Annotated in this window: 18 protein-coding genes; 8 read left to right on the top strand and 10 right to left on the bottom strand. The window is 34.8% G+C overall.

Annotation, left to right across the window (positions count from 1 at the left end; genetic code table 11):
* The first annotated feature begins 16 nt into the window (after positions 1-16).
* The 7 genes from ACLU24_RS12075 to ACLU24_RS12045 all read left to right on the top strand — a co-directional run bounded on the left by ACLU24_RS12075 (position 17) and on the right by ACLU24_RS12045 (position 11,184).
* Positions 17-997 (top strand): serine/threonine protein kinase, encoded by a 981-nt coding sequence (locus ACLU24_RS12075; protein ID WP_412612938.1) that lies wholly within the window; start codon positions 17-19, stop codon positions 995-997.
* A 257-nt stretch (positions 998-1,254) separates the two neighbouring features.
* Complete coding sequence (locus ACLU24_RS12070; protein ID WP_412612937.1) at positions 1,255-1,725, top strand: hypothetical protein; 471 nt, start codon at positions 1,255-1,257, stop codon at positions 1,723-1,725.
* Positions 1,722-2,231 carry a hypothetical protein gene (locus ACLU24_RS12065; RefSeq protein ID WP_412612936.1) on the top strand — a complete coding sequence of 170 codons (510 nt, stop codon included), beginning with the start codon at positions 1,722-1,724 and terminating at the stop codon, positions 2,229-2,231. The genes ACLU24_RS12070 and ACLU24_RS12065 overlap by 4 nt, the downstream gene beginning before the upstream one ends.
* Before the next feature lie 12 nt (positions 2,232-2,243).
* A complete protein-coding gene (locus ACLU24_RS12060; RefSeq protein ID WP_412612935.1) occupies positions 2,244-2,702 on the top strand; it encodes a hypothetical protein in 459 nt (152 codons plus the stop codon).
* 1 nt (position 2,703) lies between these two features.
* Positions 2,704-3,318, top strand: a complete 615-nt coding sequence (locus tag ACLU24_RS12055; protein ID WP_412612934.1) for a hypothetical protein — start codon at positions 2,704-2,706, stop codon at positions 3,316-3,318.
* A gap of 44 nt (positions 3,319-3,362) precedes the next feature.
* Complete coding sequence (locus ACLU24_RS12050) at positions 3,363-10,496, top strand: Ig-like domain-containing protein (RefSeq protein WP_412612933.1); 7,134 nt, start codon at positions 3,363-3,365, stop codon at positions 10,494-10,496.
* Positions 10,497-10,572: 76 nt separating this feature from the next.
* The gene (locus ACLU24_RS12045) at positions 10,573-11,184 is read left to right on the top strand and encodes an HAD family hydrolase (RefSeq protein ID WP_412612932.1); all 612 of its coding nucleotides are present in this window, start codon (positions 10,573-10,575) and stop codon (positions 11,182-11,184) included.
* A 53-nt stretch (positions 11,185-11,237) separates the two neighbouring features.
* Here the strand turns inward: ACLU24_RS12045 and hisS are convergent, their stop codons facing one another.
* The 10 genes from hisS to ACLU24_RS11995 form a co-directional block, all read right to left on the bottom strand.
* Positions 11,238-12,530, bottom strand: a complete 1,293-nt coding sequence (gene hisS, locus ACLU24_RS12040; protein WP_412612931.1) for a histidine--tRNA ligase — start codon at positions 12,528-12,530, stop codon at positions 11,238-11,240.
* A gap of 403 nt (positions 12,531-12,933) precedes the next feature.
* Positions 12,934-13,332: a methylglyoxal synthase gene (mgsA, locus tag ACLU24_RS12035; protein ID WP_412612930.1), complete on the bottom strand. Its 399-nt coding sequence runs from the start codon at positions 13,330-13,332 to the stop codon at positions 12,934-12,936.
* A 47-nt stretch (positions 13,333-13,379) separates the two neighbouring features.
* A complete protein-coding gene (locus ACLU24_RS12030; RefSeq protein WP_412612929.1) occupies positions 13,380-14,117 on the bottom strand; it encodes a nucleotide-binding protein in 738 nt (245 codons plus the stop codon).
* Positions 14,118-14,241: 124 nt separating this feature from the next.
* Positions 14,242-15,132: an undecaprenyl phosphate translocase family protein gene (locus ACLU24_RS12025; protein ID WP_412612928.1), complete on the bottom strand. Its 891-nt coding sequence runs from the start codon at positions 15,130-15,132 to the stop codon at positions 14,242-14,244.
* A gap of 110 nt (positions 15,133-15,242) precedes the next feature.
* Entirely contained in the window at positions 15,243-15,569 is a 327-nt protein-coding gene (locus tag ACLU24_RS12020; RefSeq protein ID WP_412612927.1) for an ASCH domain-containing protein, read from the bottom strand.
* Positions 15,570-15,607: 38 nt separating this feature from the next.
* Positions 15,608-16,096 (bottom strand): methylated-DNA--[protein]-cysteine S-methyltransferase, encoded by a 489-nt coding sequence (locus ACLU24_RS12015; RefSeq protein ID WP_412612926.1) that lies wholly within the window; start codon positions 16,094-16,096, stop codon positions 15,608-15,610.
* Between the two features lie 2 nt (positions 16,097-16,098).
* Entirely contained in the window at positions 16,099-17,634 is a 1,536-nt protein-coding gene (locus tag ACLU24_RS12010) for a RecQ family ATP-dependent DNA helicase (protein ID WP_412612925.1), read from the bottom strand.
* Positions 17,634-19,241 (bottom strand): S1C family serine protease, encoded by a 1,608-nt coding sequence (locus ACLU24_RS12005; RefSeq protein ID WP_412612924.1) that lies wholly within the window; start codon positions 19,239-19,241, stop codon positions 17,634-17,636. Before ACLU24_RS12005 ends, ACLU24_RS12010 begins: the two co-directional genes overlap by 1 nt.
* Positions 19,238-20,680, bottom strand: a complete 1,443-nt coding sequence (locus tag ACLU24_RS12000) for a HAMP domain-containing sensor histidine kinase (RefSeq protein ID WP_412612923.1) — start codon at positions 20,678-20,680, stop codon at positions 19,238-19,240. The genes ACLU24_RS12005 and ACLU24_RS12000 overlap by 4 nt, the downstream gene beginning before the upstream one ends.
* A 97-nt stretch (positions 20,681-20,777) precedes the next feature.
* On the bottom strand, positions 20,778-21,470 hold the full coding sequence (locus ACLU24_RS11995; RefSeq protein ID WP_412612922.1) for a response regulator: 693 nt from the start codon (positions 21,468-21,470) through the stop codon (positions 20,778-20,780).
* Positions 21,471-22,015: 545 nt separating this feature from the next.
* Here ACLU24_RS11995 and glgB point away from each other — a divergent pair.
* On the top strand, positions 22,016-24,240 hold a 2,225-nt coding region (glgB, locus tag ACLU24_RS11990), incomplete at its 3' end, for a 1,4-alpha-glucan branching protein GlgB (protein WP_412612921.1).

Below are 24,240 nucleotides of genomic sequence, written 5' to 3'. Positions count from 1 at the left end.
TTTTGAGGGATGATTTATGTTAGAAATAGGGTCAATTATAGATGGAAAATATAAAATTCTGAACAAGGTAGGACAAGGCGGTATGAGCATTGTATACCTTGCTATGAATGAAAAGGCAAATAAGCAGTGGGCTATTAAGGAAGTCAGAAAAGATGGCGTAAAAGACTTTGAACTTATAAAACAGGGGCTCATTGTTGAAACAGATATGCTTAAAAAATTAAGTCATCCAAGCTTACCAAGTATTGTTGATGTTATAGAAGATGACGATACATTTCTTATAGTTATGGATTACATACAAGGTAATCCATTGAGCAAAACTCTGGAAGAATATGGGGCACAATCTCAGGAGAATGTTGTTGAATGGGCAAAGCAATTATGCGATGTTTTGGGATATCTTCATTCGAGAAAACCCCCGATAATATATAGGGATATGAAACCTGCAAATGTTATGCTTAAACCAGATGGAAGTATCACATTAATAGATTTTGGTACAGCAAGAGAATATAAGTCTAAAAATATAGCTGATACGACCTGTCTTGGAACAATAGGCTATGCTGCACCAGAGCAATTTGGTGGAATGGGACAAACAGATGCAAGAACGGATATTTATTGCTTAGGTGCAACCCTCTATCATTTGGTTACGGGAATGAACCCATGCGAACCGCCTTATGAAATAAGACCTATCCGCCAAATAAACCCCGCACTTTCGAGCGGTCTTGAAAAAATTATTATAAAATGCACACAGCGCGACCCTAATGCAAGATATCAGTCTTGTGCGGAGCTTATGTATGACCTTGAGCATTTCGATGAGATGGATAATACTTATAGACGAAAGATGAAATTTCATTTGGGAATATTCATTACAAGTGTTATACTTACTATAGGTTTTGGTTGTGTGGCTATATGGGGTAACTCATCAGCCGAAAATATTAAAAGTAAGAACTACTCTTATATACTTTCTAATGCTAAGTCTTTAATTATTATGAGGCAATTTTAACTGACCCATCAAAAACAGATGCTTATTTTGAGCTTGTTAATTATCTAAGAACAGATACACTGACAAAAGAAGAAGCAGATGGGCTTAATCAGCTTCAGGCTGGGCTTGATAGAAAAAATTCTAATGGATATTCAGAAACAGTAAATGTCCTTGAAAAACTTAAGGAAAATAATTATGATGGCTACCTTGATGTATGTTATGAATTCGGAAATGCCTTCCTTTTTTCATCGGATACAACAAATGACAGGGAAAGATATGTGAACGCTGCAAAATGGTTTTCTGAGGCAAAAGATAAGTATGAGATGGCTTCTATATTCTGTGATATTGCCTCTTGTCTTCAGCTTATTGACCAAAATCATCAGTCTACAATAGTACAGAAGGGTAAGGAACTTCAGGAATATAAAAACTTATGGGATAAGCTTACTAAACTTGAATCTAAGGTTGATGGACTGGGAAAAAGTCCGGAAGAAAGCGATACTAAGATAAATGTTATAAATAGCATAACAAATATAATCTATAATAATGCCAATGGTTTTGTAGATGCTATAAAAAATAATGGATTGAGCTATAAGAAAATTGATGCACTTCTGAGCGATATGAATTCAAAGCTTGCGGATATTGATGACTCTATATATAAGGAACAAAAACAGCAGGTTAGTGCTATGATTTCTGATACTATAGAGAAATATAAAATAACAAGTGCAGAAAAAGGAAGTGGCAATGAATGACATATGAAATATATCAATATATCTTCTATGGTTCGCTTATAATGTGCATAGTTATGTTGATTTTATCGGTTATACTTTTTTTTGCCTTTAAAATTCCTAAAGTAATTGAATTTTTAAGTGGTGCTACGGCAAGAAAGGCAATCAAAACTATAAATGAACATACAGAGCAATCTATGAGTCAAAGACTTAAACAGAAAAATGGCAATGCACACAATATTGATTTTTCGTCTTCTGGTAAGCTTATGAAAAAAACAAATGTATCAATGGATTCAGATTCACCGATAACTGAAAAGTTTAAAACAGAATCATTGATACCCGGTAATAATACTACGGTACTTAATCAGAGGAATAATGAAACTAAAGTTTTATCGCAGACAAGTTCATTAGAGGAAACAAGTGTTCTCAATAATTCCAATGAAGCTAATATTGATGATGGTTTAGTACCAAAAGAATTTGCGGTTATATATGATATTACATATATATGGACAAATGAAACTATAAAGTAGGAGGTTACCTAAATGAAGAATGAGAATAGTAAGGGAAGTTTTTTTCTTTTATTATCAATGATTTCATTTTTTATAATGTCGGCTACATTTTTAGTAATGCCGCTTATACAGACAGATATTGATAGCGGGAATAATGCTTATAGTATTATTATTGGTATTACTTTTTGGCTTACTTTAGTCTTTGGTATTATAAGCTTATTTTTAGCTCGAAAAAATATTCAAGGAATAGAAAATATAAAAAAAGGAATAGGGCTTATAAAATTTTTTCAAAATAAAATTGCTGCTATTTTTGATATTTTGTTGATAATCAGTATTATAGGGCTTATAATTTTGACGATTATAACCGATGGTACATTATATATATGTTACATATTTTTTAGTGCAGTTACTTTTTCATTTATTATGCACTGCATATTGAATGGAAATATATTTAACTGTTTAATTATAAATAAAAAGAGGAGTGAAGTTTAAAATGGCAGAGAGTAATATTAAATTTAGGGATAGAGTCGTTTCTGCTATCCTGGCATTACTTATTCCAATACTTGGACTTAATATGGGAAATTCATTTAATATAGCAGAGGCTACATCATATAATGATGAAACTCAAAATAATATAAGTTCTGTTCAGAATAATAAAAAAGAAAATCAAACACAAAAAAGAATGCTGACGGTGAATACAGTTTTTGAAACATATGATGATACTAAAGCACCAGATAAAGTACTGGTTAAAGTACCGAATACGGTCTTCAAATATAGAATATATTCTGACGAAGAAAAAAAGAATCCTATTTCTGATGAGAAAACGGCTTGTTCTGGCGATGATGGTCAGACGATAATTGAATTAGATGATGGAGATACGGTATATGTTGAAATAATATCGGCTAATGCTTATGGATATTTTTTAAGGAAATCTAAAACAGTGGAAGTGGCAGATAAAGTTAAAGTCTATAATGTTGAGCTTAGCAAGGAGGCTTCGCATTATTATTCAATTTCTTTAAAGACTATAGATAGTAAAAGCGGAATTGCTATAGATGCCATAGATTCATCTAAGGCATCTGCGAATCAAATAAAAATTAGTACAGCATAGTAAATGAAGAAGGAATTACTGTTACTAAAGATGCTAATAAGACTATGAGGTATAATAGCAAACTTAATAAATATGTAACTACACTTTATGAAAATGAAATTTATGATTTTATATATACATCTAATGAATACCAAAACAAAACAATAAGAGCTAAAGGTTTGAATCCTAATGAGAAGGATGGTAATAATACTTTCTTAACAGGACAGATAGATAAAATTAACAACAATGATGTTTATGATATGGAACCGATAATTGTTGAAAAATTGCTTGAAGATAAAAGTCTGAAATTTGTAGATGGTTCAGATAAAGAATTTTCTGAGCTTAATATGATTTATGGTGATAACCTGAATATAAGTGTAAAATCAGATAACATTGCTGATGAATATTTAGATCAGATAACAGCAAATTCTTCTGATGAAAATATAGTTTCTGTTATTAAGGATGGTTCCTCTATTAAGCTTAAAGCAAATAAAACTGGAGAGGCTACTATTAATGTAACTGTGCCTTCTGATGGAAAATATAAGAAAAGTGAATTGAGTTTTAAAGTTACAGTAGAAGCAAAGGAATTAGGTGATGAAATAGAATTTTTAGGCGTTCCTCAAAATCCTAAGGTAAATAGCAAAAGTAATCAACTTAAAGTAACAAATATTTCTGAAGACGCTGGAGAAGTTGAGATAACATATTATATATCAAAGGTTACTCGTCTTGATGGTAGCAATGTTAATACGAAGCAATATAGTGATTATGTTGAGATTGACTCTGAAGGTAAGTTAAGTTTTCATAAGGCTTGTAGATTTAAAGTAAAAGCAGATATAAAAAGTTCAAATTTAAATTATAAGATTAAAACAATCGAAACAAAAGAAATTCTTGTAGATAAAGATATAGTAAGACCAAAATTTGAAGAAGAAAATATAAGTCTTAAATATGGAAAAAGCGCTACAAATAAATTAAAAAATTTTGTTGAAGAATATGGCGTTTTAACATACTCCTCAAGTGATAGTAAAATTGCATCTGTTGATGAAGAGACAGGTCTTGTAAGTGGAAAAGATATAGGAAATGCAGTTATTACGGCTACACTTGATAGCGAATCATATACATTTGGATATATAGATGGCAAAGAAGTTAATAATATTTCTTATTCAGTAAACGTAGAAAAAGCAGACCAGGATGTTTCCTTTTCGGACAAAATGATTAAAAACATTACTTATGGTGACGAAATAGAGAGTAGCTCTGATTGGTTTGCTGGAATCCAAGAAAATGCTGAATTATTAAGTGCCGATATTGAAGAAAATGATTATGCAAAATTAGATGGAAATAAAATAATAGTCAAAAATGCTGATGATAATGCAAAATTTAGAATTAGGTTTAATTTTGCTGAGACAGCTCATTATAAGGCTTTTACTACTGATTATGCTATTATATATGTTGAGCGTGCCGATAGAAATATTGATATTTTTGCTGGTAGTGAGAAAATTACCGGCAAGACGCTTGAACTTAATTATGGTGAACAAAAACAATATCAGCTTTCATATTCTCTGCCAACCGATGAAGAAGTAAATGTTAGTTTTAATATTTATAAGCTTCATAATGGTGTTTATGAGGAAATGACTGGCGAAGGAAAAACTTCCATAGACAATACAGGGCTTATAAAATTTGCGGATAAAGATACTGGAAAATATAAGGTAACTGTTAAAAACGTACAGGGTAAGTGTTATAATGAATCCAACGCAGAGGCATATATCAATCTTGACCTTGCAAAGTCTGATTCTTTGAATTGCACTTATTCTCAAACAGAGTATAATGATTGGTATAACACAACAAATGGCATCACCATTACTCCTCCTGATGGATATAAAATTAGCGATGATATGAGTTTTAATGATGATAACTGGAAAGATACATATTCATATGTGGGAAATGGAAAAAATCAGCATATTGAATTTTATGTCAGAGATAATCTGAATGGAAAAATTTATAAAATAGAAAAAGAAAACATAAATATTGATAATACCGACCCTTATAATCTTGATATTTCATATAACAGTGAAAAAAATGTATATAATACCATTCTTAATTATATTACATTCGGACTTGTAGGAAGTGGAGATACAAATATTGAAGTAACCTTGAGTGCTTATGAGGATATTTCCGGTATAGAGAGTTTTTCTTATACACTGATACCGGAAGATAGCAGAGAACTGAACTCCGAAAATGCGGTTAATGAAAATGTTATACTTGATAATGTAGAAACAGCCATAGATGAAAATGGAAAGACTTATTATAAAGCTTCATTTAAGATTGAAGCCGAGTTCAGAGGCGATATTAAATTTACTGCAAAAAGTAAGGCAGGACTTCAAACAGAATACGATAAAAATGCTAAGGTTATAGTTGATAATAGAAAACCTGATGTTGATATTAAGCTTGACTCTGAGGCTGTGGCAACTAATGGACAATATTACAATAAATCTGTTGTAGCTAATATCAGCATTTCTGAAAGCAATTTTGATGCGGACAAGGTTGATATTCTTATCAATGGTCAGAAGCTTTCTGAGAGCGGATATAAGCTTGAAAATGATGAATGGGCTAAGAGCGGTAATACAGAAAAAATAACATGGACAAACTCAATTAAGTTTAGTGAAGATGGAGTTTATAACATTTCTGTTATTGCAAGTGATGAGCTTGGACAGACTTCTGATGAAAAAACAACAAGCTTTATTATTGATAAAACAAAACCGATAATCTCTGTTGAATATTCTTCTGATTCTCCGGCTGTGAACGAAAAATTCTATACAACAAAAATCAGAGCAAAGGTATCGGTTAATGAAGCGAATTTTAGAGCTGATGATATTATATTTGAGCTTAAAGCACAAGATGTTACACTTAATAATATAAACGATTATGAAACAGTTCTTAAAGAACTGAATGACACACTTCATAATGGAGAATGGATTTCTAACGGAAGTAATCATTATATTGAAATTGAGTTTAACAAAGATGCGAACTATGGCTTTACATTAAATTATACAGATCTCGCAGGAAACGATGCTGAGGAAAAATATAATTCACCTGATTTTGCGATTGACCAAACACCACCTACAAATCTTAGTGCTAAATATTCTGAAGAAAAGAACTTCTTTGAAGAAATTATTGATAACATTATATTCAATACCTATTATTATAAGGATAATGTAACAATTACATTTAGTGCAGAGGATATGACTTCTGGTATTGATTCGATTGATTGGGTATATCAAAGACAAAATGGCTCAAGTGATTCATCTGTTGCTGATGTAAGTAAGCATTTTAACAAAGAAGATATTACATTCTCTGAAGATGTAAAAACTGGTAAAGTAATAGTCGAATTGTCAGCAGAGGAAAGCAAACAGTATCGTGGAACGATTTCGTTTACGGTTACTGATATGGCAGGAAAAACAGCAACTTGTCCGGTAGAAAATAAAGATGAGAGAGTAATTGTTGTTGATAATATTTCACCGACAAGAAGCGTTGAATATCAAACAAACAACTTTGTAAAGGCAATATATGCAGATAGCTTTAAAAATGCTACATATGATATGAAGTCTGACACGAATAATTACAGACTTTATTATAAAAATAATGCTACTCTCAAATTTACAGTTAAAGAAGCTAATTTCTTTGGCGAGGATATTAATCTATATGATAATGGTAAGTCTATAGACTTTAGCGAAAATTGGCAACAAAATGGTGATGAGTATACAAATACGCTTACCCTAAGTGATGAGGGAGAGCATATTATTAAAATGACATATACGGACCGTTCAACTAATGAAATGAAGTCGTATGAGTCTAATACTATAATTATTGATAGAACCAAGCCGGTTATAGATGTTCAATATTCTCCAGAAAATAAAATTTCTGATGCAAATAAAAATGTTTACTGCAATAAACAGCAGACAGCAACGATTAAAATTACTGAGCGTAATTTCCGTGCAGATGATGTTGCAGTAACAGTTAGTGCTAAAGATGCAGGCGGAAATGACATCAAAGTGACTGACTATGCAGCATATCTTTCATCAAGAGATAGCTGGAAAAAGAATGGAGATACATATACAGCAACAATAAAGTATTCTATAAATGCAAATTATACTTTTGATATTTCTTATTCCGATTTGGCTTCTCACTCTGCTGATAACTATAAGCAGGATAAATTTACAGTTGATGAGTATGCTCCATCAACCTCAAAGATGAAAATTTCATATAGCAAAGAACTTAATTTCTGGGAAAGTGTATTAAATGGAATTACTTTTGGTTATTACGCATATCAGAAAGATGTTACAGTTACTTTGACAGCGGTTGATGATATTTCAGGCGTTGACAGTATGAAATGGACATATACAAGAGAGAATGGCGCAAGCACCACTAAAAATCTGAAAAGTGATAGCGGAAATATTAAAAATGTGATAATTTCTTCAGATGGTAAAACAGCAACCGCAAAATTTACTCTTACAGCCGACCAATCAAAACAGTATAGAGGAAAAATTTCCTTTACTGCAACTGATAGGTCTGGAAATACAAGTAGTGTAAAGAATGATAATAAAAATAGTATTGTTATAGTCGATACTATATCGCCTACAAGAAGTGTTGAATTTAGCAAGGCTGATAGGGTTGTTACTGCATATGATATGAATGATGTAAGTAATTATAACTATGGTACAGAAGGAAATTCATATAAGCTATACTATAAGGATAGTGCAACTGCTACTATTAAGATTACTGAGGCAAACTTCTATCCGGAAGATGTTAATATAGCGGTCAATGGTTCAAAGCAAAAGGTGAATAACTGGAAACAGAGTGGCGATACTTGGACAGGCAATCTTAAACTCTCAAAAGAGGGAGAGTATGTTATAACGATTAATTATATTGATAGGTCAAATAATAAAATGAAAACTTATACATCGAATGAGATTATTGTTGACCATACTAATCCTGTAATCAATGTCGCATATTCTCCAAATAAGGTTGTAAATACTGCTAATGGAATTAAATATTATAATTCTGCACAGATAGCTACTATTAGCGTTGCTGAGCGTAATTTCAGAGCAGATGAGATTGTTGCAAGCATTACTGCAGTTGATGTTAATGGAAAAGCTGTTGGTGTTGAGAATTATGCTCAATACCTTAGCAAGAGAAGCAACTGGATAAAAAATGGCGATGTATACACAGCGAATATTAAATATTCGGCTGATGCTAATTATACTTTTAAGATAGAGTATGAGGACTTAGCAGGAAGAAAAGTACAGAACAATGTTGAGGATAAGTTTACAGTTGATAAGACTGCACCTAAAAACTTGAAAATATCCTATAGCCAGAATGTTTTCCAAAGTGTGCTTAATTCTATAACATTTGGTTATTACAATGCACCTGTTACGGTTACTATTTCCGCAGAAGATGATACCACAGCTATTGGAAAATTTGTATATAGCTATTTGAAAGATAATAATTCAAGTAATGTTAATGCACAGTTGCTTAATGAAGCAATCAGCAAGGCTGATATAAAGAGAAACGGTAATGTTAATACTGCAACATTCAGAATTCCAAAATCAGTTCTTGACGCTCAGCATCAGTATAATGGTACTGTTAAATTTACAGCATATGATATGTCACAAAATGATAGTGATAAATCAGATACTAAGAAGATAATAGTTGACAATATCAAACCTGAAATAGATGTAACCCTTAATAAACCAATATCAACATCAGATGGAACAGCTTATTATGATGGTAAAATAGACGCTACACTGAAAATAAATGAGGCTAATTTCTATTCTGAAGATGTCAGAGTTATGGTTTATGATATAAATGGAGAGCGTACATTGAATCCTTCAGTAAACTGGACGGATAATAATTCAGACCTACATATAGGTACTTTCTCGATTAATAAGGACGGAAAATATCGTATAGAGGTTGAATATACAGACCGTTCAAATAATAAGATGAACAACTATGCTTCGGATTATTTGATTATTGATACTAAAAAACCAAGCTTAAAGGTTACTAATATTAAAAATAATACTGCTAACAAAGATAAGACCTACGGCTTTACTATCGATGCAAGCGATACTAATATTGATTTTAAGAGCTTTAAACCAGTTCTTGAAGCACTTATGATGACAAGCTCGGGACAATTCAAAAAAGAAAACATTGACCTTAGCAAGTATCTTAGAAAAAATAGCAGTACATCATATTCATATGTTGTTGATAATCTTAGCGATGATGCGGTATATACACTTAGCTGTTCTGTTGCAGATATGTCTGGTAATAAGACAGAAAAGATTCTTCTTGATGATGGCAAAACATATGATAATGCAGAATTCTCTATAAACCGAAATGGTTCGACATTTAAGATTGATGAGAATACACAAAAGCTTTTAGATAACTATTATGTTTCAAGTGTTGATAATGATATAGTTATTCAAGAGATAAATGTTGACCCGATAGAAAATTATGTAGTTAAGCTTAATGGAACAGCTCTTAAAGAAAATGAGGACTATACAACATCTGAAACTACAGATACTTCTAAGTGGTGTGAGAGAAAGTATGTTATAAATTCATCATTATTTGAAAATGAGAGTGACTACGATATTAAAATCGAATCAACTGATAAGGCTGGTTCTGTGGCTTATAGTGATTTGAAGGGACTTGAAGTTAAGTTTGTAGTTGATAAGACTCCACCGACACTTATAGTCAGTGGTATAGAAGATAATGGTCGTTATCAGGTACAGGAACAGAAAGTTACAGTTATTCCTTCAGATAATGGAGGAAAATTGGGAAGTCTGAAAATAGTTATTCTTGATTCTAATGGCAAAGAAATAAAGGTTTTGTTTAATAAATCTGGAGAAGATTTATTAAAGTATCTGAGCAGCAATAATGGCAAGGTTGAATTTAATATTCCAGAAGGTTTTGAAAACCAAGTCGTATTTTACTGCGATGATTGTTCGGTAGGTTCAAATGGACAGTTTAATGAAAATAAGAAAATTATTTCAAATATAACTGTTTCACCGAATAATTTCGTTATTTTCTATGCTAATAAGCCAATGTTCTATAGTGTAACTATTGGTGGTTCTGTTTTGATTATCGGTATTATTGTAGCGATTGTTCTTATTGTTCGTAGAAAAATGAGAAAATATATATTACAATAATGTTGGCTTTATAAAATAACACCCTGTTTATCATATAATTTATGATAAACAGGGTGTTGATATTTTGGAGGAGCTTATGAAGAAATGGTTGTTTTTTGATGTCGGTTCTACACTTGTAGATGAAACAGAATGTGAAAAGCAAAGAATTATTGATACTATCAATGGAAGTTCCGTTAGCTATGATGAATTTTATCATAAGATGGAATATTATGCTTGTTGTAATATGAATTGCTATAAGTGTACTTTAGAAAGATATGGGCTAAAGAAAGCAGATTGGAAAAGTGAGCTTGAAATTATATATCCAAAGGCAGATTATATTTTAAATTCTTTAAGCGTAAAATATAATCTTGGAATTATTGCAAATCAAAATAAAGATTTGGCAGAAAGATTAAGACAGTTTAAAATATATGATTATTTTAATGTGATTATTTCTTCATCTGATGTTGGTTTTGCAAAGCCTGATGAACGAATTTTTGCATTTGCATTGAAGCAGGCAAATTGTTCTGCACAAAATGCTTATATGATAGGGGATAGGCTTGATAATGATATTATCCCTGCACAGCATATAGGAATGAGAACAGTATGGATAAAGCAAGGATTTGGAGGATTGGGAAATCCTGATAAGCTTTCAACATTTCCAGACCATATTGTTGAAAACTTATCGGAACTCTTAAATCTACAATTTTGAGTTTACAAAAAAGTGGTTACAAGCTTATTAGGCCTGCAACCACTTTTAGTTTATTATTTTACAGCGAACTGCGATTGAATATAGACATTATAGAAATCTGAGAAGAAGTTTTCTCCGAGAGAAATTTCTGTTTTCTCACCAGTTTCCATATTTTTGAGCTGTGCTTTGCCACTTTCAATCTCACTATCGCCGAGAACTACACTGAACTTTGCTCCGATTTTATCAGCATACTTCATCTGTGCTTTAAGGCTTCTGCCTACAATATCACATTCGGCAGAAAGTGATGATGAACGAACTGTTTTTACAAGCTCAAAGGATTTAAGCTGTGCTTTTTCGCCTAAGCCTGCAATATAAATATCACAGGTTGGTGCGGCTGGAATTTCAATGCCCTGAGCTTCAAGCAAGAGGAGAAGTCGCTCAATACCGATTGCATATCCGAGAGATGGTGTGTGTTGACCACCAAGCTCTTCGATAAGGCCATCATAGCGACCACCGCCACAAACTGTACCCTGTGCACCAATAGATGAGGAAACAAACTCAAAAACAGTGCGTGTATAGTAATCAAGTCCACGAACTATAGTTGGGTTTACAGTATATTCTATACCAACGGCATCAAGACACTTTTTTACACCCTCAAAGTGCTCTCTACAATCATCACAAATATAGTCAAGGACAGTTGGAGCTTTTTCTGCAATTTTAGAGCAGATAGGACTTTTGCAGTCAAGTATTCTCATTGGGTTTTTCTCAAGTCGGGAAAGGCAGGTTTCGCAAAGTTCTGATGTGTGTCCTGCAAAATATTCTTTAAGTGCCTTGTGATAATTTGCACGACACTTTGGACAACCGATAGAGTTAATTTCAAGGTTTAATCCCTTAACTCCAAGACGCTTAAATATGGAATCTGCTGCACAGATAACTTCAGCGTCAGCAAAATATGAAGCTGCACCGTATACTTCCATACCAAACTGGTGAAATTCACGAAGTCTGCCCTTTTGCGGCTTTTCGTAACGGTAGCAAGATGTGAAATAGTAAGCCTTGATAGGATAGCCGTCATTATATACACCGTGTTCGAGGATAGCTCTTGCTGAACCAGCTGTACCCTCTGGACGGAGTGTAATTGAATCTTCGCCCTTTGTATTAAATGTATACATTTCTTTTTGAACAACATCTGTTGTATCACCAACTGAACGCTGGAAAAGTTCTGTATGTTCAAAAACAGGTGTACGAATTTCTTTGAAAGAGTGAGCCTGAGCTTCTTCTCTCATTATTTTTTCGATAAACTGCCATTTATAGCTTTCTTTTGGCAGTACATCTTGAGTTCCTTTTACGCTTTTAGTAATTAAATCCATTTTATATCTTCCTTCATTTTAAAAGTTGTTTATTTGACTTTTATATAATATAGTCAGTACGTAGAATATTGGTGGTAAGCGGTTTTTCCGAAAATCGTGTTAAAAAGTAAAGAGTGATAATTTCAGTCAACATAATGACAAACCGAATAAATTTGCTGTATGTAACCATGTTATTACAACCCTTACTTAGGGAGAAACGCCTACTGTATGTGCAAATATCATCATAATGATAAGTATACACAATGTAATAAAAATTGTCAATTATGCCTTTATATTAAAAATAACTGCGTATCCTTATCTTGAGGAAACGCAGTTATTTTGGTTTGTAGATATACGTTATACTTATTATTGCAGAATTTCCTAATAATGCGTATATTAACAGAATATTTGTTGATTGGTTTAATTAGGACTTTATGATATTACGCCAATCAAGGTCACCACGCTCAAGGCCATGAATAAGAACTTCACCGGTAGCAATATTGGTTGCAACTGGGATATTGTGCATATCGCAAAGACGAAGAAGGTTTATATCGTTTGGTTCGTGCGGCTTAGGATTTTGTGGGTCACGCAGGAAGATAAGCATATCAACTTCGTTGAATGCTATTCTTGCGGCGATTTGTTGGTCGCCACCCTGAGCGCCGCCGAGAAAACGCTGAATCTCAAGACCGGTTGCTTCAGCTACGAGTTTGCCTGTTACACCTGTTGCACATAGGGTATGTCTGCTGAGGATACCACAATATGCGATACAGAATTGAACCATAAGTTCCTTTTTTGAATCGTGTGCAATAAGAGCTATATTCATTAAAAATTACCTCCTGAGAGTTTAAGTTACAATTTCGTATATAGGGCTTATTTTATTCCGAGAGGAACATTCTCTCCGTCCGCCCTTGCGGCAAATCGGTTGAAAGCGTAGACGGCATCAGAATTTCCCTCAATAGGTTTGCCTTGTTGAGAAAGCGCTGATGCAGTGAAATCTTCAGGAATTACAGCAATAAGTCTTGCGCCTGCTTCGTCAATGACTGCATCTAAATCTTCGTAGAGATTGGCTTTTCTGAATTTTTTTTCGGAAAATTTGTTGATTACAAGTCTTATGTTTGTTATTCCTGCCGATTGAAGGTTTTCTCTGACCATAGAACAGCCACGAGCCGAGAGCGGATCTGCATTACAGACGAGGAACGCTCTATCCGCAGGAGCGATAGCAGCCTCAAAACCTGAGCCGATACCTGCGGGGCAGTCGATAATTATATGGTCGTAATATTTACGAAGGATATTTGTAAGCTGTCGCATAAGATAGGGGCTAAGCTCATCGTGAACGCTCTGCGGAGCAGGCAGCACATAAAGCTCTGCCATATTTTTGCAAGGATAGATAGCACTCGCAGGCGGACAGCTTCCGTTAATAACATCTGCTATATCAAAGACAAGGTCGCTGCTTACACCAAGCATAAGGTCGATGCCGCGCATACCAGCGTCACAATCTATAAGCAGAACTCTATTTCCGCGACGAACAAGTGCCGCCGCTAAGCCTACGGAAACCGTAGATTTTCCTGTTCCTCCTTTACCGGAGGTTATAACTGTTACCATTCCCATTTTGCAATACCTCTCCTAACATTTTAGCACAATCTCACGCAAAAGTCAAAGATTTTTTGTAAATTTTGTAGGTGCAGAGATAAATTTTCTTTAATGTCAATATACATAGTTACTAATATATATATTATTTTGTTATAAGATAAACCCCGCCTGCTCCGAAAATAAATCCTGCTATACAGGCAACTATAATATAATTATTGGGTATTCCCGGAAAAATTTCGATTACACAAACAAGCATAAGACCGATTATTATAAGGTGCGTTGGAGCGGGAAAACGCTTGATTGTGAAACTAAGAATTTTTGCAGTAAGCAGACAGCCTATAAAAAATCCGAGAAAAATTAAAAATAAATTTAACAAATCAAAGTTAATAATTGATGAAAGTATGGAATTATACATTCCAATAAAATATAAGCTATGGGAAAGATTTATTCCCGGAATAAGTATAGCTATTGCCGATATTATACCGCTTATAAACAACATTACATAGTTTTGAAAATCTGTTGGGTTGCTTATAAAATGATTTTTAGGCAGAAAATTAAGAGCATAGGCAAGGCCTCCGCCGAGAATTACCCATAAAAAATAGAGAGGATTGAATTTTTTGATTTTTCCTCGGCGATAAATTGACGGCAGAGAGCCTATTATTACACCCATGAAAAGGTACATCATAGGATATTCAAATTTTTGCATTAAATCTAATATCATTTGTGAAAACAGAAATATTCCGGAGATAATACCCGTTGCAATTTGCAAAAGAAGTAGAAAATTATAATTAAAGTTTTTGAATAGCTTGCCTATTGAGCGTATAAGTTTATCATAAAGATTTAAGGCATTTGCCATTGCGCCGCAATTTATACCGCCAACAAATATTGTTGAACCAATTATAATTCCACCGAAGATATTTTCGACAATTTCTTTAATATAAAACCGTGGTCGTTTATGAGTATTCTTTTTTGTGGTGAAATTTTGAACTGCCCTATCAGGCATTTTTTGTGGTATTCTATTACCTTGTGCCATAGGTTCAGCTCCTAATAGTTTATTGTTGATATATTAAAATTGGCTTTTGTATAAGAGTAGTTTCTTGGCGGACGAACACAGTTCGACCCTACATTATTGAGAAAATTTGATTATTTATTAAGTGATATTTCAATTCCGACAACGCCGTATTGTTTTTGTTTTTCGGGAGTGTAATATTCGTTCATATCGTCAGGATTCGCAATTTCGTTATCTTCATAACCCATAGCAGATTTATCAAAATGCTTATAGAGTGCTGCGAAGCTTTCGTATTTATGTAGTGCCAAAACTGTGACGCTTATTGTTTCGCCATCTTCAAGATTTTCAAATATGATTTCATCACCAATATTTAGTTTTCTGCGTTTTTCGTCATAAAGTCTAAGCTCAATATTTTTTCTGCCGTTTTTAATCATTGTGAACGGCTTATTGTTTAGTTTCATTCTATGTATGTCCACTAAACTCACCACCATAAATTATTTTACCACTTTATTGGAAAATCTTCAACATCTGTGATATTTTCAAGTTTTAAAAGGAATTTGAGTTTATCTATTCCTCCGCCGTAACCTCTGATAATACCTTTTGCCCCGACCACTCTATGGCAAGGAATAACTATTACAATAGGATTTTTGTTATTAGCCATTCCTACGGCTCTCGCCGCACAAGGTTGATGTATTTTATTGGCAATGGTTTTATAGCTTGCTGTTTTACCATAAGGGATTTCTATTAACGCTTTCCAAACTGAAAGCTGAAATACTGTTCCTGATGGCTTTAGTGGGAGATTAAATTCTTTGCGTTCACCGTTGAAATATTCTGAAAGCTGTTGCTTGGTTTGGCTTAAAAGTTCGGTTTCGTTTTCGCAAGAATCTTCAAATTTGCTTTCGCCATAGGCAATATTAGTTATATAGTTGTTTTCCTCAGCAAGAGTCATTTTACCGAGGGGAGTTTCGATGAATATATAGTTTTTCATATTTATACACCTTTTTCGTCAATGTATTTTTGAATTTCGGCAAGGAACATTGAGCCGTAGCGTTTTAGCTTATTATCGCCAACACCATTTACTGATAAAAATTCTTTTTCGGTTCTTGGTTTAGTGCCTGACATTTCTCGCAGCGTTGCATCTGAAAATACAACATAAGCAGGAACGCTCTGTCGCATAGCGATATTTTTTCGCAAAACCTTTAAACGCTCGAAAAGTTCCTTATCAGGAATGACTTCTTCTTTAGTATAGCTTTCAGTTTTGCGAATTGGTTTGATAATTTCGGAATAGTCATCGTTTGTATAACCCTCGCATACACTGCAATTATTGCAATGTTGGGGTGCATATTCGCCAAAATAATTAAGCATACGCTTTCTAAGACAAACTGTTTTTGAGGTGGAATAAAAGGTCATCATTTTTAGCTTTTCAAGCTCTTCTTTTAGAAAGGCTTGTCTTTCTTCTGGTGTAAGACTTTCGTTTTCTTCACTGCCCTTGTTAATCATAAATTTATTAAGAGAAACATCTGAAGCGCTATAGAGTAAGATACATTCAGCTTTTTCGCCGTCACGACCTGCACGACCTGCTTCCTGATAATATTGCTCAATATTTCTTGGCATATGATAGTGTATTACAAAGCGTACATTTGGTTTGTTTATTCCCATACCAAATGCGGAGGTTGCAACAATAATTTTAACTCGGTCATATATGAAATCGTCCTGATTTTTGGTTCGGAGTTCGTCGGACATTCCTGCGTGATAGGGAAGAGTATCTATGCCGTTTTCAGAAAGTGTTTCACATAATCTTTCGACGATTTTTCTTGATGAACAGTAGATTATGCCCGATTCATCGGGATTTCTTTCAAGATAATTTAATATCCAGCTTTCTTTAGATAGTGGTTTATAAACAGCGAAATGCAGATTTGGTCTATCAAAGCCCGTGGTAAGCTCAAATGGCGAATTGAGCTTTAATTTTTCGGTAATATCTTGCTTGACAAGGTTTGTCGCTGTTGCAGTAAAGGCGGCAACTATTGGGCGATAAGGAAGAAGCTCTATAAAATCTGAAATTTTCGTATAGCTTGGTCGAAATTCGTGTCCCCATTGAGAGATACAATGAGCCTCGTCTATCGCAAGAAGTGATATATTTGCATTTTTGGCAAAATCAATAAAATTCTTGGTGAGAAGTCTTTCCGGAGCAACATATATTATTTTATACATGCCGGATTTTGCGCGTTCTGTGGCAAGGGCGATTTGTCTTGGTGTAAGCGAGCTATTTAGATATGCTCCCCTTATACCCATTTCTATTAGCGAACGGACTTGGTCCTGCATAAGTGAAATTAGCGGTGAAACGACTATTGTTATTCCGTCAAGTGCAAGGGCGGGAACCTGATAGCATACAGATTTACCCGCCCCGGTTGGCATAATCGCAAGAACATCACGATTAGCAAGTATTGAATTTATGATTTCTTCCTGACCTGTGCGGAACGAATGATAGCCGAAATATTCTCTTAAAATATTATGAATATCAGCCATTATTGTCCAGTATCCTCCAAAAGCACAACTGATACGCTAAAGCTCTTAGCTTTGCTATCAGAACTGTAATTTTTAAGCCTGAAAAGTTTGATAGTTATTCTATCGCCAGGTTTATTTTCATCTATTGCATCAAACATAGACGAAAGGTTTTTGACGGTTTTGCCGCCGATTTCTGTGATTATATCGCCTGCTTGAACATCTGTGCCTGAAAATACATTTTCTGATGATAGGGATTCAATTTTTACGCCAATAGGAGTATCGTTCTTTTTGGCGGCATAGGTTGACCATTCGGATGCAGTAATGCCAAGATAGGCTCTGCCCTTGACATAGCCGTTTCGGATAATATTATTTACTATACTTATTACTGTATTACTTGGAATGGCAAAGCCCATACCTTCATATTCTTCAGAAACAAGCTTAGATGTATTTATTCCGATAATCTGACCATATGGGTTTATTAAAGCACCACCTGAATTTCCTGGGTTGATGGCGGCATCAGTCTGAATATATTTTACGGCACTATTTGAACTTATAGTTCTGTTTATTGCAGAAATTGTGCCTTTTGTAAGAGAATTTGAAAATTGTAATCCGCCGGGATTGCCGATAGCATAGGCGTTTTGTCCGATAGTAACACTATTGGAATCTGCGAATTCTGCGGCGGGAAGATTCTTTGCGTCAATTTTTACGACGGCAAGGTCAGTACGCTTATCAAATCCTACAACTGCACCAATATATTCTTCGTTGGTGCTTAGTTTGACGAGGACTCCCGTATCCTTCGAATCATTTATAACATGGCTATTTGTAGCTATGTAGCCGTCGCTACTGATGATAATTCCCGAACCTTCATTTGATTCTGTTATTGTATAATCGGTTCCGGCCGGATAGGCTACTATTCCAACTATGCTTGGCGAAACCTTATTATAGACTGAAATTGCCTCGTTATCACCACTTGTTTCAGGAGTCGAGGCAGTTTCAATCTGCGGTCCGTTTGGATTCGCGGAGACATCAGGAATTTTTGATGTTTGAATCCACGAATTTTCGGGAACATAATAGGAATATTCGCCTGATGAATCATATTTTATGCTATCGTCTTCTTTGAAAGTATTTATTCTAAGTGTAGCAACGGTAACACCTATTGCTGCACTTGGGACTATAATGGCAAGGCAGATTGCAAGAGCCTTCATAAATTTTTTTGTTCTACGCTTTCTATTAGATAATGGTAGAGGTGGAGTATATGGTGTAGAATATTGCGATTGATATGGTTGGCTTTGCTGACCGTAGTTGTTATAATACGGTTGATTTTCAAAAGAATTTGACTGTTCAGGGTAATTTTCGGTTATTGCGGGAGTTTTATATGATTGGTTGGAATAGCTATTATATTGTTGATGATATGGTTTAGTGCTATTTGAGGCTGATGATGGCTGATAGCTGTATCCATTGTCAGCGTTATATTGAGTTTGTGGAGAATTAAAGCCTTCCTTCATATCATTATAATTTTTGTCCTGTGGAAGTCTTTGTTCTTCCTGCGGTGCGGACGATTCGGAGCCTGGCTGTTTATACTGCCAAGAGTTTTGGTTGAAATCGTCCTCTCTGCGTTCATCGCTCATTTTGCTGATTCTCCTTTTTTGAAGGGAAGTTTAGAGTTTTTATTTTCAAGCTTTGAAATTTTGTTTTCATGTCGTGATTTCTTAGGTGTTTTGCGTGGAATATAGAAATCAAAGCGACAATATTTATTAACTTCACTTGAAACAGTGATTTTACCGCCGTGAAGTCCGATAATTGTTTTTACAAGGTAAAGTCCTAAGCCCATACCCTTTTTATCAATACTCCTGGACTTATCTGTTTTATAGAATTTATCAAAGACAAGTGCAAGGTCGTTTTTATCAATTCCGTGACCGCTGTTTATAATGGCAAATTCTGTTTTATCGGGCAAATCATTTATGACAAACTGAATATATCCATTTTCATTGACAAATTTCACAGCGTTCTCTATAAGGTTATAGACTACCTGATGAATAAGATCTGCGTCACCGTCGATATAAACGCTTTGCATATCTTCAAGTCCACGAATTTCTATATTTTTACGGTCTATTTCTGCTTCAAAGGTTACGAGAGCAGAAATAAGTGTAGAAACAAGGTCGAAATTTTGATAGTTCAGCTTTAGCTCGCCACTGTCAATTTTAGAAAGGTCGAGCATAGAACGGACAAGGCGTGAAAGTCTGCGAACTTCATCGCTTACTATTTTGAGGTAGTAAGTTTGCTTTTCTTGTGGAATAGTGCCGTCAAGGATGCCGTCTATAAATCCGGCTATGGTTGTCATAGGGGTTTTAAGTTCGTGTGAAACATTGGCTATAAAGCTACGGCGAATATTTTCAGAGGAGCTCAGAGATTCCGCCATACTGTTGAATTCATCAGCAAGCTGACCGATTTCATCTCGCGATTTAACCTTGACCCTTGTACTGAAATCGCCCTGACCAAATTTATGTGCGGCAAAAGCAATCTGACGCAGAGGCTTAACCATATAATATGTGTAGATACCTATAGCTATGATTGCGATTGCAAAAGTGATAAGTGCAGAAACAAGGAATATATTAAGCATAAGTGAGGTGAATTGGTAGTATTCTGATGTATCTGCGGTTGTGAAGGCTATGCAGACAAGCTGGTCGCCGATATAAACAGGCAGACCATAGATATAATGATTTTGCTTGAATACTCCGCCGAGGTCGGTTTCTTTATAATATTTGCTGTTAATAATAGTATCCTTTACCACTTCATAATCTATGAATTTTCCTTCGGTAGCGTACTCTGCGTTACTATTGGAAACAATTATTTTTCCGTTGGCATTAACGAAGAATACTTCGCCGCCTATATTGCTTGAAACGGTTTCCATAATATCTTGAAGCGCAACGCTTTCATCAAAGAAATAATCCTGCTTTATGGAATCTTTTAATCTTATGTATCTTGTGCAGAGTGAGGCGAGAGACGAGGTATTTTTGCTCATCGTTTCCATTTTGGTGTTTGTCCAATACTGTGTTAAAACAGTCATAAGTATAAAACCTAAAATTAAGAAACTAAGGAGTATAATGACAAAGCTTATTGCAAGATATTTATGAAAAAGTGTACTTTGTCCGTTGAGTCGAAATTTAATCTTTAACTTCAAATTTATATCCAACTCCCCATACTGTCTTTAACGCCCATTTATCTGAAACACCTTCTAACTTTTCTCTAAGACGTTTTACATGGACATCAACTGTTCGTGAATCACCATAGTAATCAAATCCCCATACTTCATCAAGGAGTTGGTCGCGGGTGAAGACTCTGTTTGGATTGCTTGCAAGTTGATAGATAAGTTCAAGCTCCTTTGGAGGAGTGTCAATCTGAACACCATTGACTTTAAGCTCATAGTTGGTGAGGTTTATAGAAAGTTTATCATATTTGACAAGCTTGATTTCTTCTTCGACTTTGTCGCCACCTGTTCTTCTAAGAACAGCCTTTATTCTTGCTATGATTTCCTTAGCTTCAAACGGTTTTACTACATAGTCATCTGCACCAAGCTCAAGACCGAGAACCTTATCGAAAACTTCACCTTTTGCGGTGAGCATAATAATAGGCACTTGCGAGGTCTTTCTGATTTCTCGGCAGACATAAAGTCCGTCGTGGATAGGAAGCATTATATCGAGCATAATGAGATCCGGCTGTACTTCTTTAAATTTTGTAAGTGCCTCCTGACCGTCATTCGCAATTTCTATATCATAGCCCTCTTTTTCGATATAAAGTCTGAGAAGTTCACAGATATTTTTATCATCATCTACTACTAATATTTTTCCTTTTGTCATAGGTTGTAATCCCCCTCATATTTGGAACGGCAGAGTATTAATTCTGCTGATGTTTTGTATTTATAAATTGACAGCTGAATATAGTAATTCTACTGTTTTATATACAAAATAAATTATAGCATAAATTTAAATAAATTTCACTAAATTTTATGAATTTTATTTTAATAATCATTTTGGGATAAAATAAAATGAGTTTAATATTATAGAAATTTGGTGACGAAAATTACTTTTTTTCGACGAGAGAGAGGTATTATACTTTATTTTTGAAAGATGATTTTCGGGCTTTACCTAAGGTTTATATAGATTTAATGGTCATTTTTCATAAATTATACAAAAAATTATTAAAATGAGCTAATAAGACTTGAAAATTATCCAAAAAATTGGTATGATATACATATAATAAGCAAATGGAATACCAAACTATATCGTTTTTGAAACAACCGCAGAAAATTTTAGTAACTCTTTTCTACGCTTGTATATTTTTAAATAAAATAAGGTCAAAATCGGTTCGTTTTGGCATTACTCAAAGAGCAGGAGGAATATATATGATTCTCGAAAATAAAGAAAACCTCGAAATGTCCCCTATTGAATCGTTCCACAACGGTGAGAATTATACAGCCTATAATTTCCTTGGCGTACATAAGGTAAAGACTGGTAAGGGAACATCTTTTGTGTTTCGTACTTGGGCGCCTAATGCAAAGACTGTTTCAGTTGTCGGTACTTTCAATGACTGGGATAGAGAGAAAAATCCGATGCAGCGAATTAGTGATGGCGGAATCTGGGAATGCTATATTGATGAGGGTATAGAAAACTTTACTATATATAAATATAGTATAGAAACTTTTGATGATGTTTGTATTCTCAAATCTGACCCATACGCTTATCACTATGAAACACGCCCTAATAACGCATCTGTTTATTTTGATATTGACGGTTTTAAATGGACTGATGACAAATGGTATCAGCATAAGAAAAATACCTCTCATTATTCAAGTCCTGTAAATATTTATGAACTCCATGTTGGTTCATGGAGAAAGTATGCGGACGGAAATACTTTCTCTTATACAAAGCTTGCGGACGAGCTTATTCCTTATGTTAAGGATATGGGCTATACACATATTGAACTTATGCCTTTGACAGAATATCCTTTCGATGCTTCTTGGGGATATCAGGTTACAGGATATTTTGCTCCGACTGCACGATATGGCACACCTTTCGATTTTATGACGTTTATAGATAAATGCCATGAGGCAGGACTTTATGTTATTATGGACTGGGTTCCTGCTCATTTCCCAAGAGACTCTTATGGTCTTGCAAAATTTGATGGCACTCCTTGCTATGAATATGCTGACCCAAGAAAGGGCGAACACAAGGATTGGGGAACCCTTGTATTCGACTATGGCAAAAATGAGGTTGTAAGTTTCCTTATTTCGAGTGCTATATTCTGGATGGATTATTATCATATTGACGGAATCAGAGTTGACGCTGTTGCTTCTATGCTCTATCTTGATTATTCAAGGCGTGACGGCGAATGGGTTCCAAATAAATTTGGCGGTAAGGAAAATCTTGAGGCGGTTGCCTTCCTTAGAAGACTTAATGAGGCGGCTTTCCAATATTTCCCTGAGGTTATGATGATTGCAGAAGAATCAACCTCTTGGCCAATGGTTTCTCGCCCTACATATTCGGGCGGTTTGGGCTTTAACTATAAGTGGAATATGGGCTGGATGAACGATATGCTCCACTATATTTCGCTTGACCCGCTCTATAGACCATTTAATCACGATAATCTTACATTCTCATTCTATTATGCTTTCTCTGAGAACTTTGTTCTTCCGATTTCTCACGATGAGGTTGTTCATGGAAAGGCTTCTCTTATCAATAAGATGCCGGGCAGTTACGAGCAGAAGTTTGCAGGAGTTCGTACTTTTATGGCGTATATGATGGCTCACCCAGGTAAAAAGCTTGTTTTTATGGGTACTGAATTTGGTCAGTTTAAGGAATGGGATTATGCAACAGAGCTTGACTGGATGTTGACAAGCTATCCTGCACATAATCAGCTCAAGGAATATTTTAAGGCTATTAACCACTTCTACCTTGAAAATAGTCCTCTCTGGGAGATTGACTTCTCTTGGGAAGGTTTTAACTGGATTTCTAATGATGACTATACGCAAAGCTGTATAAGCTTTAGAAGAATAGATAAGAGCGGTAAGGAAATTATTGTTGTGTGCAACTTCCAGCCGGTTCTTAGAGAAAATTATTCTATTGGTGTTCCTTTTGATGGCACATATGCAGAAATATTCAATACAGAGGCAACTGAATTCGGCGGTTGCGGAATATCAAACGGCAAGGCGATTCGTTCAGATGGTGCTCCGATGCACGGATTTGAACAGTCTATTACATTGACTTTGCCACCACTTTCTGTAATGTTCTTTAAGCTTGTAAGAAAGCGTGCAAAGAAAAAGGTTATTGACGCTGAGGTTACAGAGAAAAAGCCTAAGGCAAAAGCAAAAGCAAAGGCAAAACCAGTTTCTACAGACGCAAAGAGTGAAAAGAAAACTAAGACCACCAAGGCTAAGGCAAAATCAAAATCTAAACTTATAGATGTTGAAGCTGTTGATGTCAAGGTTGAGCCTGCTGAAGTTAAGACAGAGCCAAAGACTAAGGCTAAGAAAGAAACTAAGGCGGAAGTCAAGGTTGAGCCTGCTGAAGTTAAGACAGAGCCAAAGACTAAGGCTAAGAAAGAAACTAAGGCGGAAGTCAAGGTTGAGCC

The organism is Pseudoruminococcus sp., from assembly GCF_047012705.1.
Classification (GTDB): domain Bacteria; phylum Bacillota; class Clostridia; order Oscillospirales; family Acutalibacteraceae; genus Pseudoruminococcus.
This window is presented reverse-complemented; position numbering and strand designations above follow the sequence as displayed.

Bases quoted from the DNA above. Each gene is read 5' to 3' on its own strand.
- ACLU24_RS12055 (WP_412612934.1), top strand. From the start codon at position 2,704: ATGGCAGAGAGTAATATTAAATTTAGGGATAGAGTCGTTTCTGCTATC.
- ACLU24_RS12060 (WP_412612935.1), top strand. From the start codon at position 2,244: ATGAAGAATGAGAATAGTAAGGGAAGTTTTTTTCTTTTATTATCAATG.
- ACLU24_RS12000 (WP_412612923.1), bottom strand. From the start codon at position 20,680: ATGACTGTTTTAACACAGTATTGGACAAACACCAAAATGGAAACGATG.
- mgsA (WP_412612930.1), bottom strand. From the start codon at position 13,332: ATGAATATAGCTCTTATTGCACACGATTCAAAAAAGGAACTTATGGTT.
- hisS (WP_412612931.1), bottom strand. From the start codon at position 12,530: ATGGATTTAATTACTAAAAGCGTAAAAGGAACTCAAGATGTACTGCCA.
- ACLU24_RS12020 (WP_412612927.1), bottom strand. From the start codon at position 15,569: ATGAAACTAAACAATAAGCCGTTCACAATGATTAAAAACGGCAGAAAA.
- ACLU24_RS12005 (WP_412612924.1), bottom strand. From the start codon at position 19,241: ATGAGCGATGAACGCAGAGAGGACGATTTCAACCAAAACTCTTGGCAG.
- ACLU24_RS12030 (WP_412612929.1), bottom strand. From the start codon at position 14,117: ATGGGAATGGTAACAGTTATAACCTCCGGTAAAGGAGGAACAGGAAAA.
- ACLU24_RS12065 (WP_412612936.1), top strand. From the start codon at position 1,722: ATGACATATGAAATATATCAATATATCTTCTATGGTTCGCTTATAATG.
- ACLU24_RS12025 (WP_412612928.1), bottom strand. From the start codon at position 15,132: ATGGCACAAGGTAATAGAATACCACAAAAAATGCCTGATAGGGCAGTT.
- ACLU24_RS12050 (WP_412612933.1), top strand. From the start codon at position 3,363: ATGAGGTATAATAGCAAACTTAATAAATATGTAACTACACTTTATGAA.
- ACLU24_RS11995 (WP_412612922.1), bottom strand. From the start codon at position 21,470: ATGACAAAAGGAAAAATATTAGTAGTAGATGATGATAAAAATATCTGT.
- ACLU24_RS12045 (WP_412612932.1), top strand. From the start codon at position 10,573: ATGAAGAAATGGTTGTTTTTTGATGTCGGTTCTACACTTGTAGATGAA.
- ACLU24_RS12010 (WP_412612925.1), bottom strand. From the start codon at position 17,634: ATGGCTGATATTCATAATATTTTAAGAGAATATTTCGGCTATCATTCG.
- ACLU24_RS12015 (WP_412612926.1), bottom strand. From the start codon at position 16,096: ATGAAAAACTATATATTCATCGAAACTCCCCTCGGTAAAATGACTCTT.
- ACLU24_RS12075 (WP_412612938.1), top strand. From the start codon at position 17: ATGTTAGAAATAGGGTCAATTATAGATGGAAAATATAAAATTCTGAAC.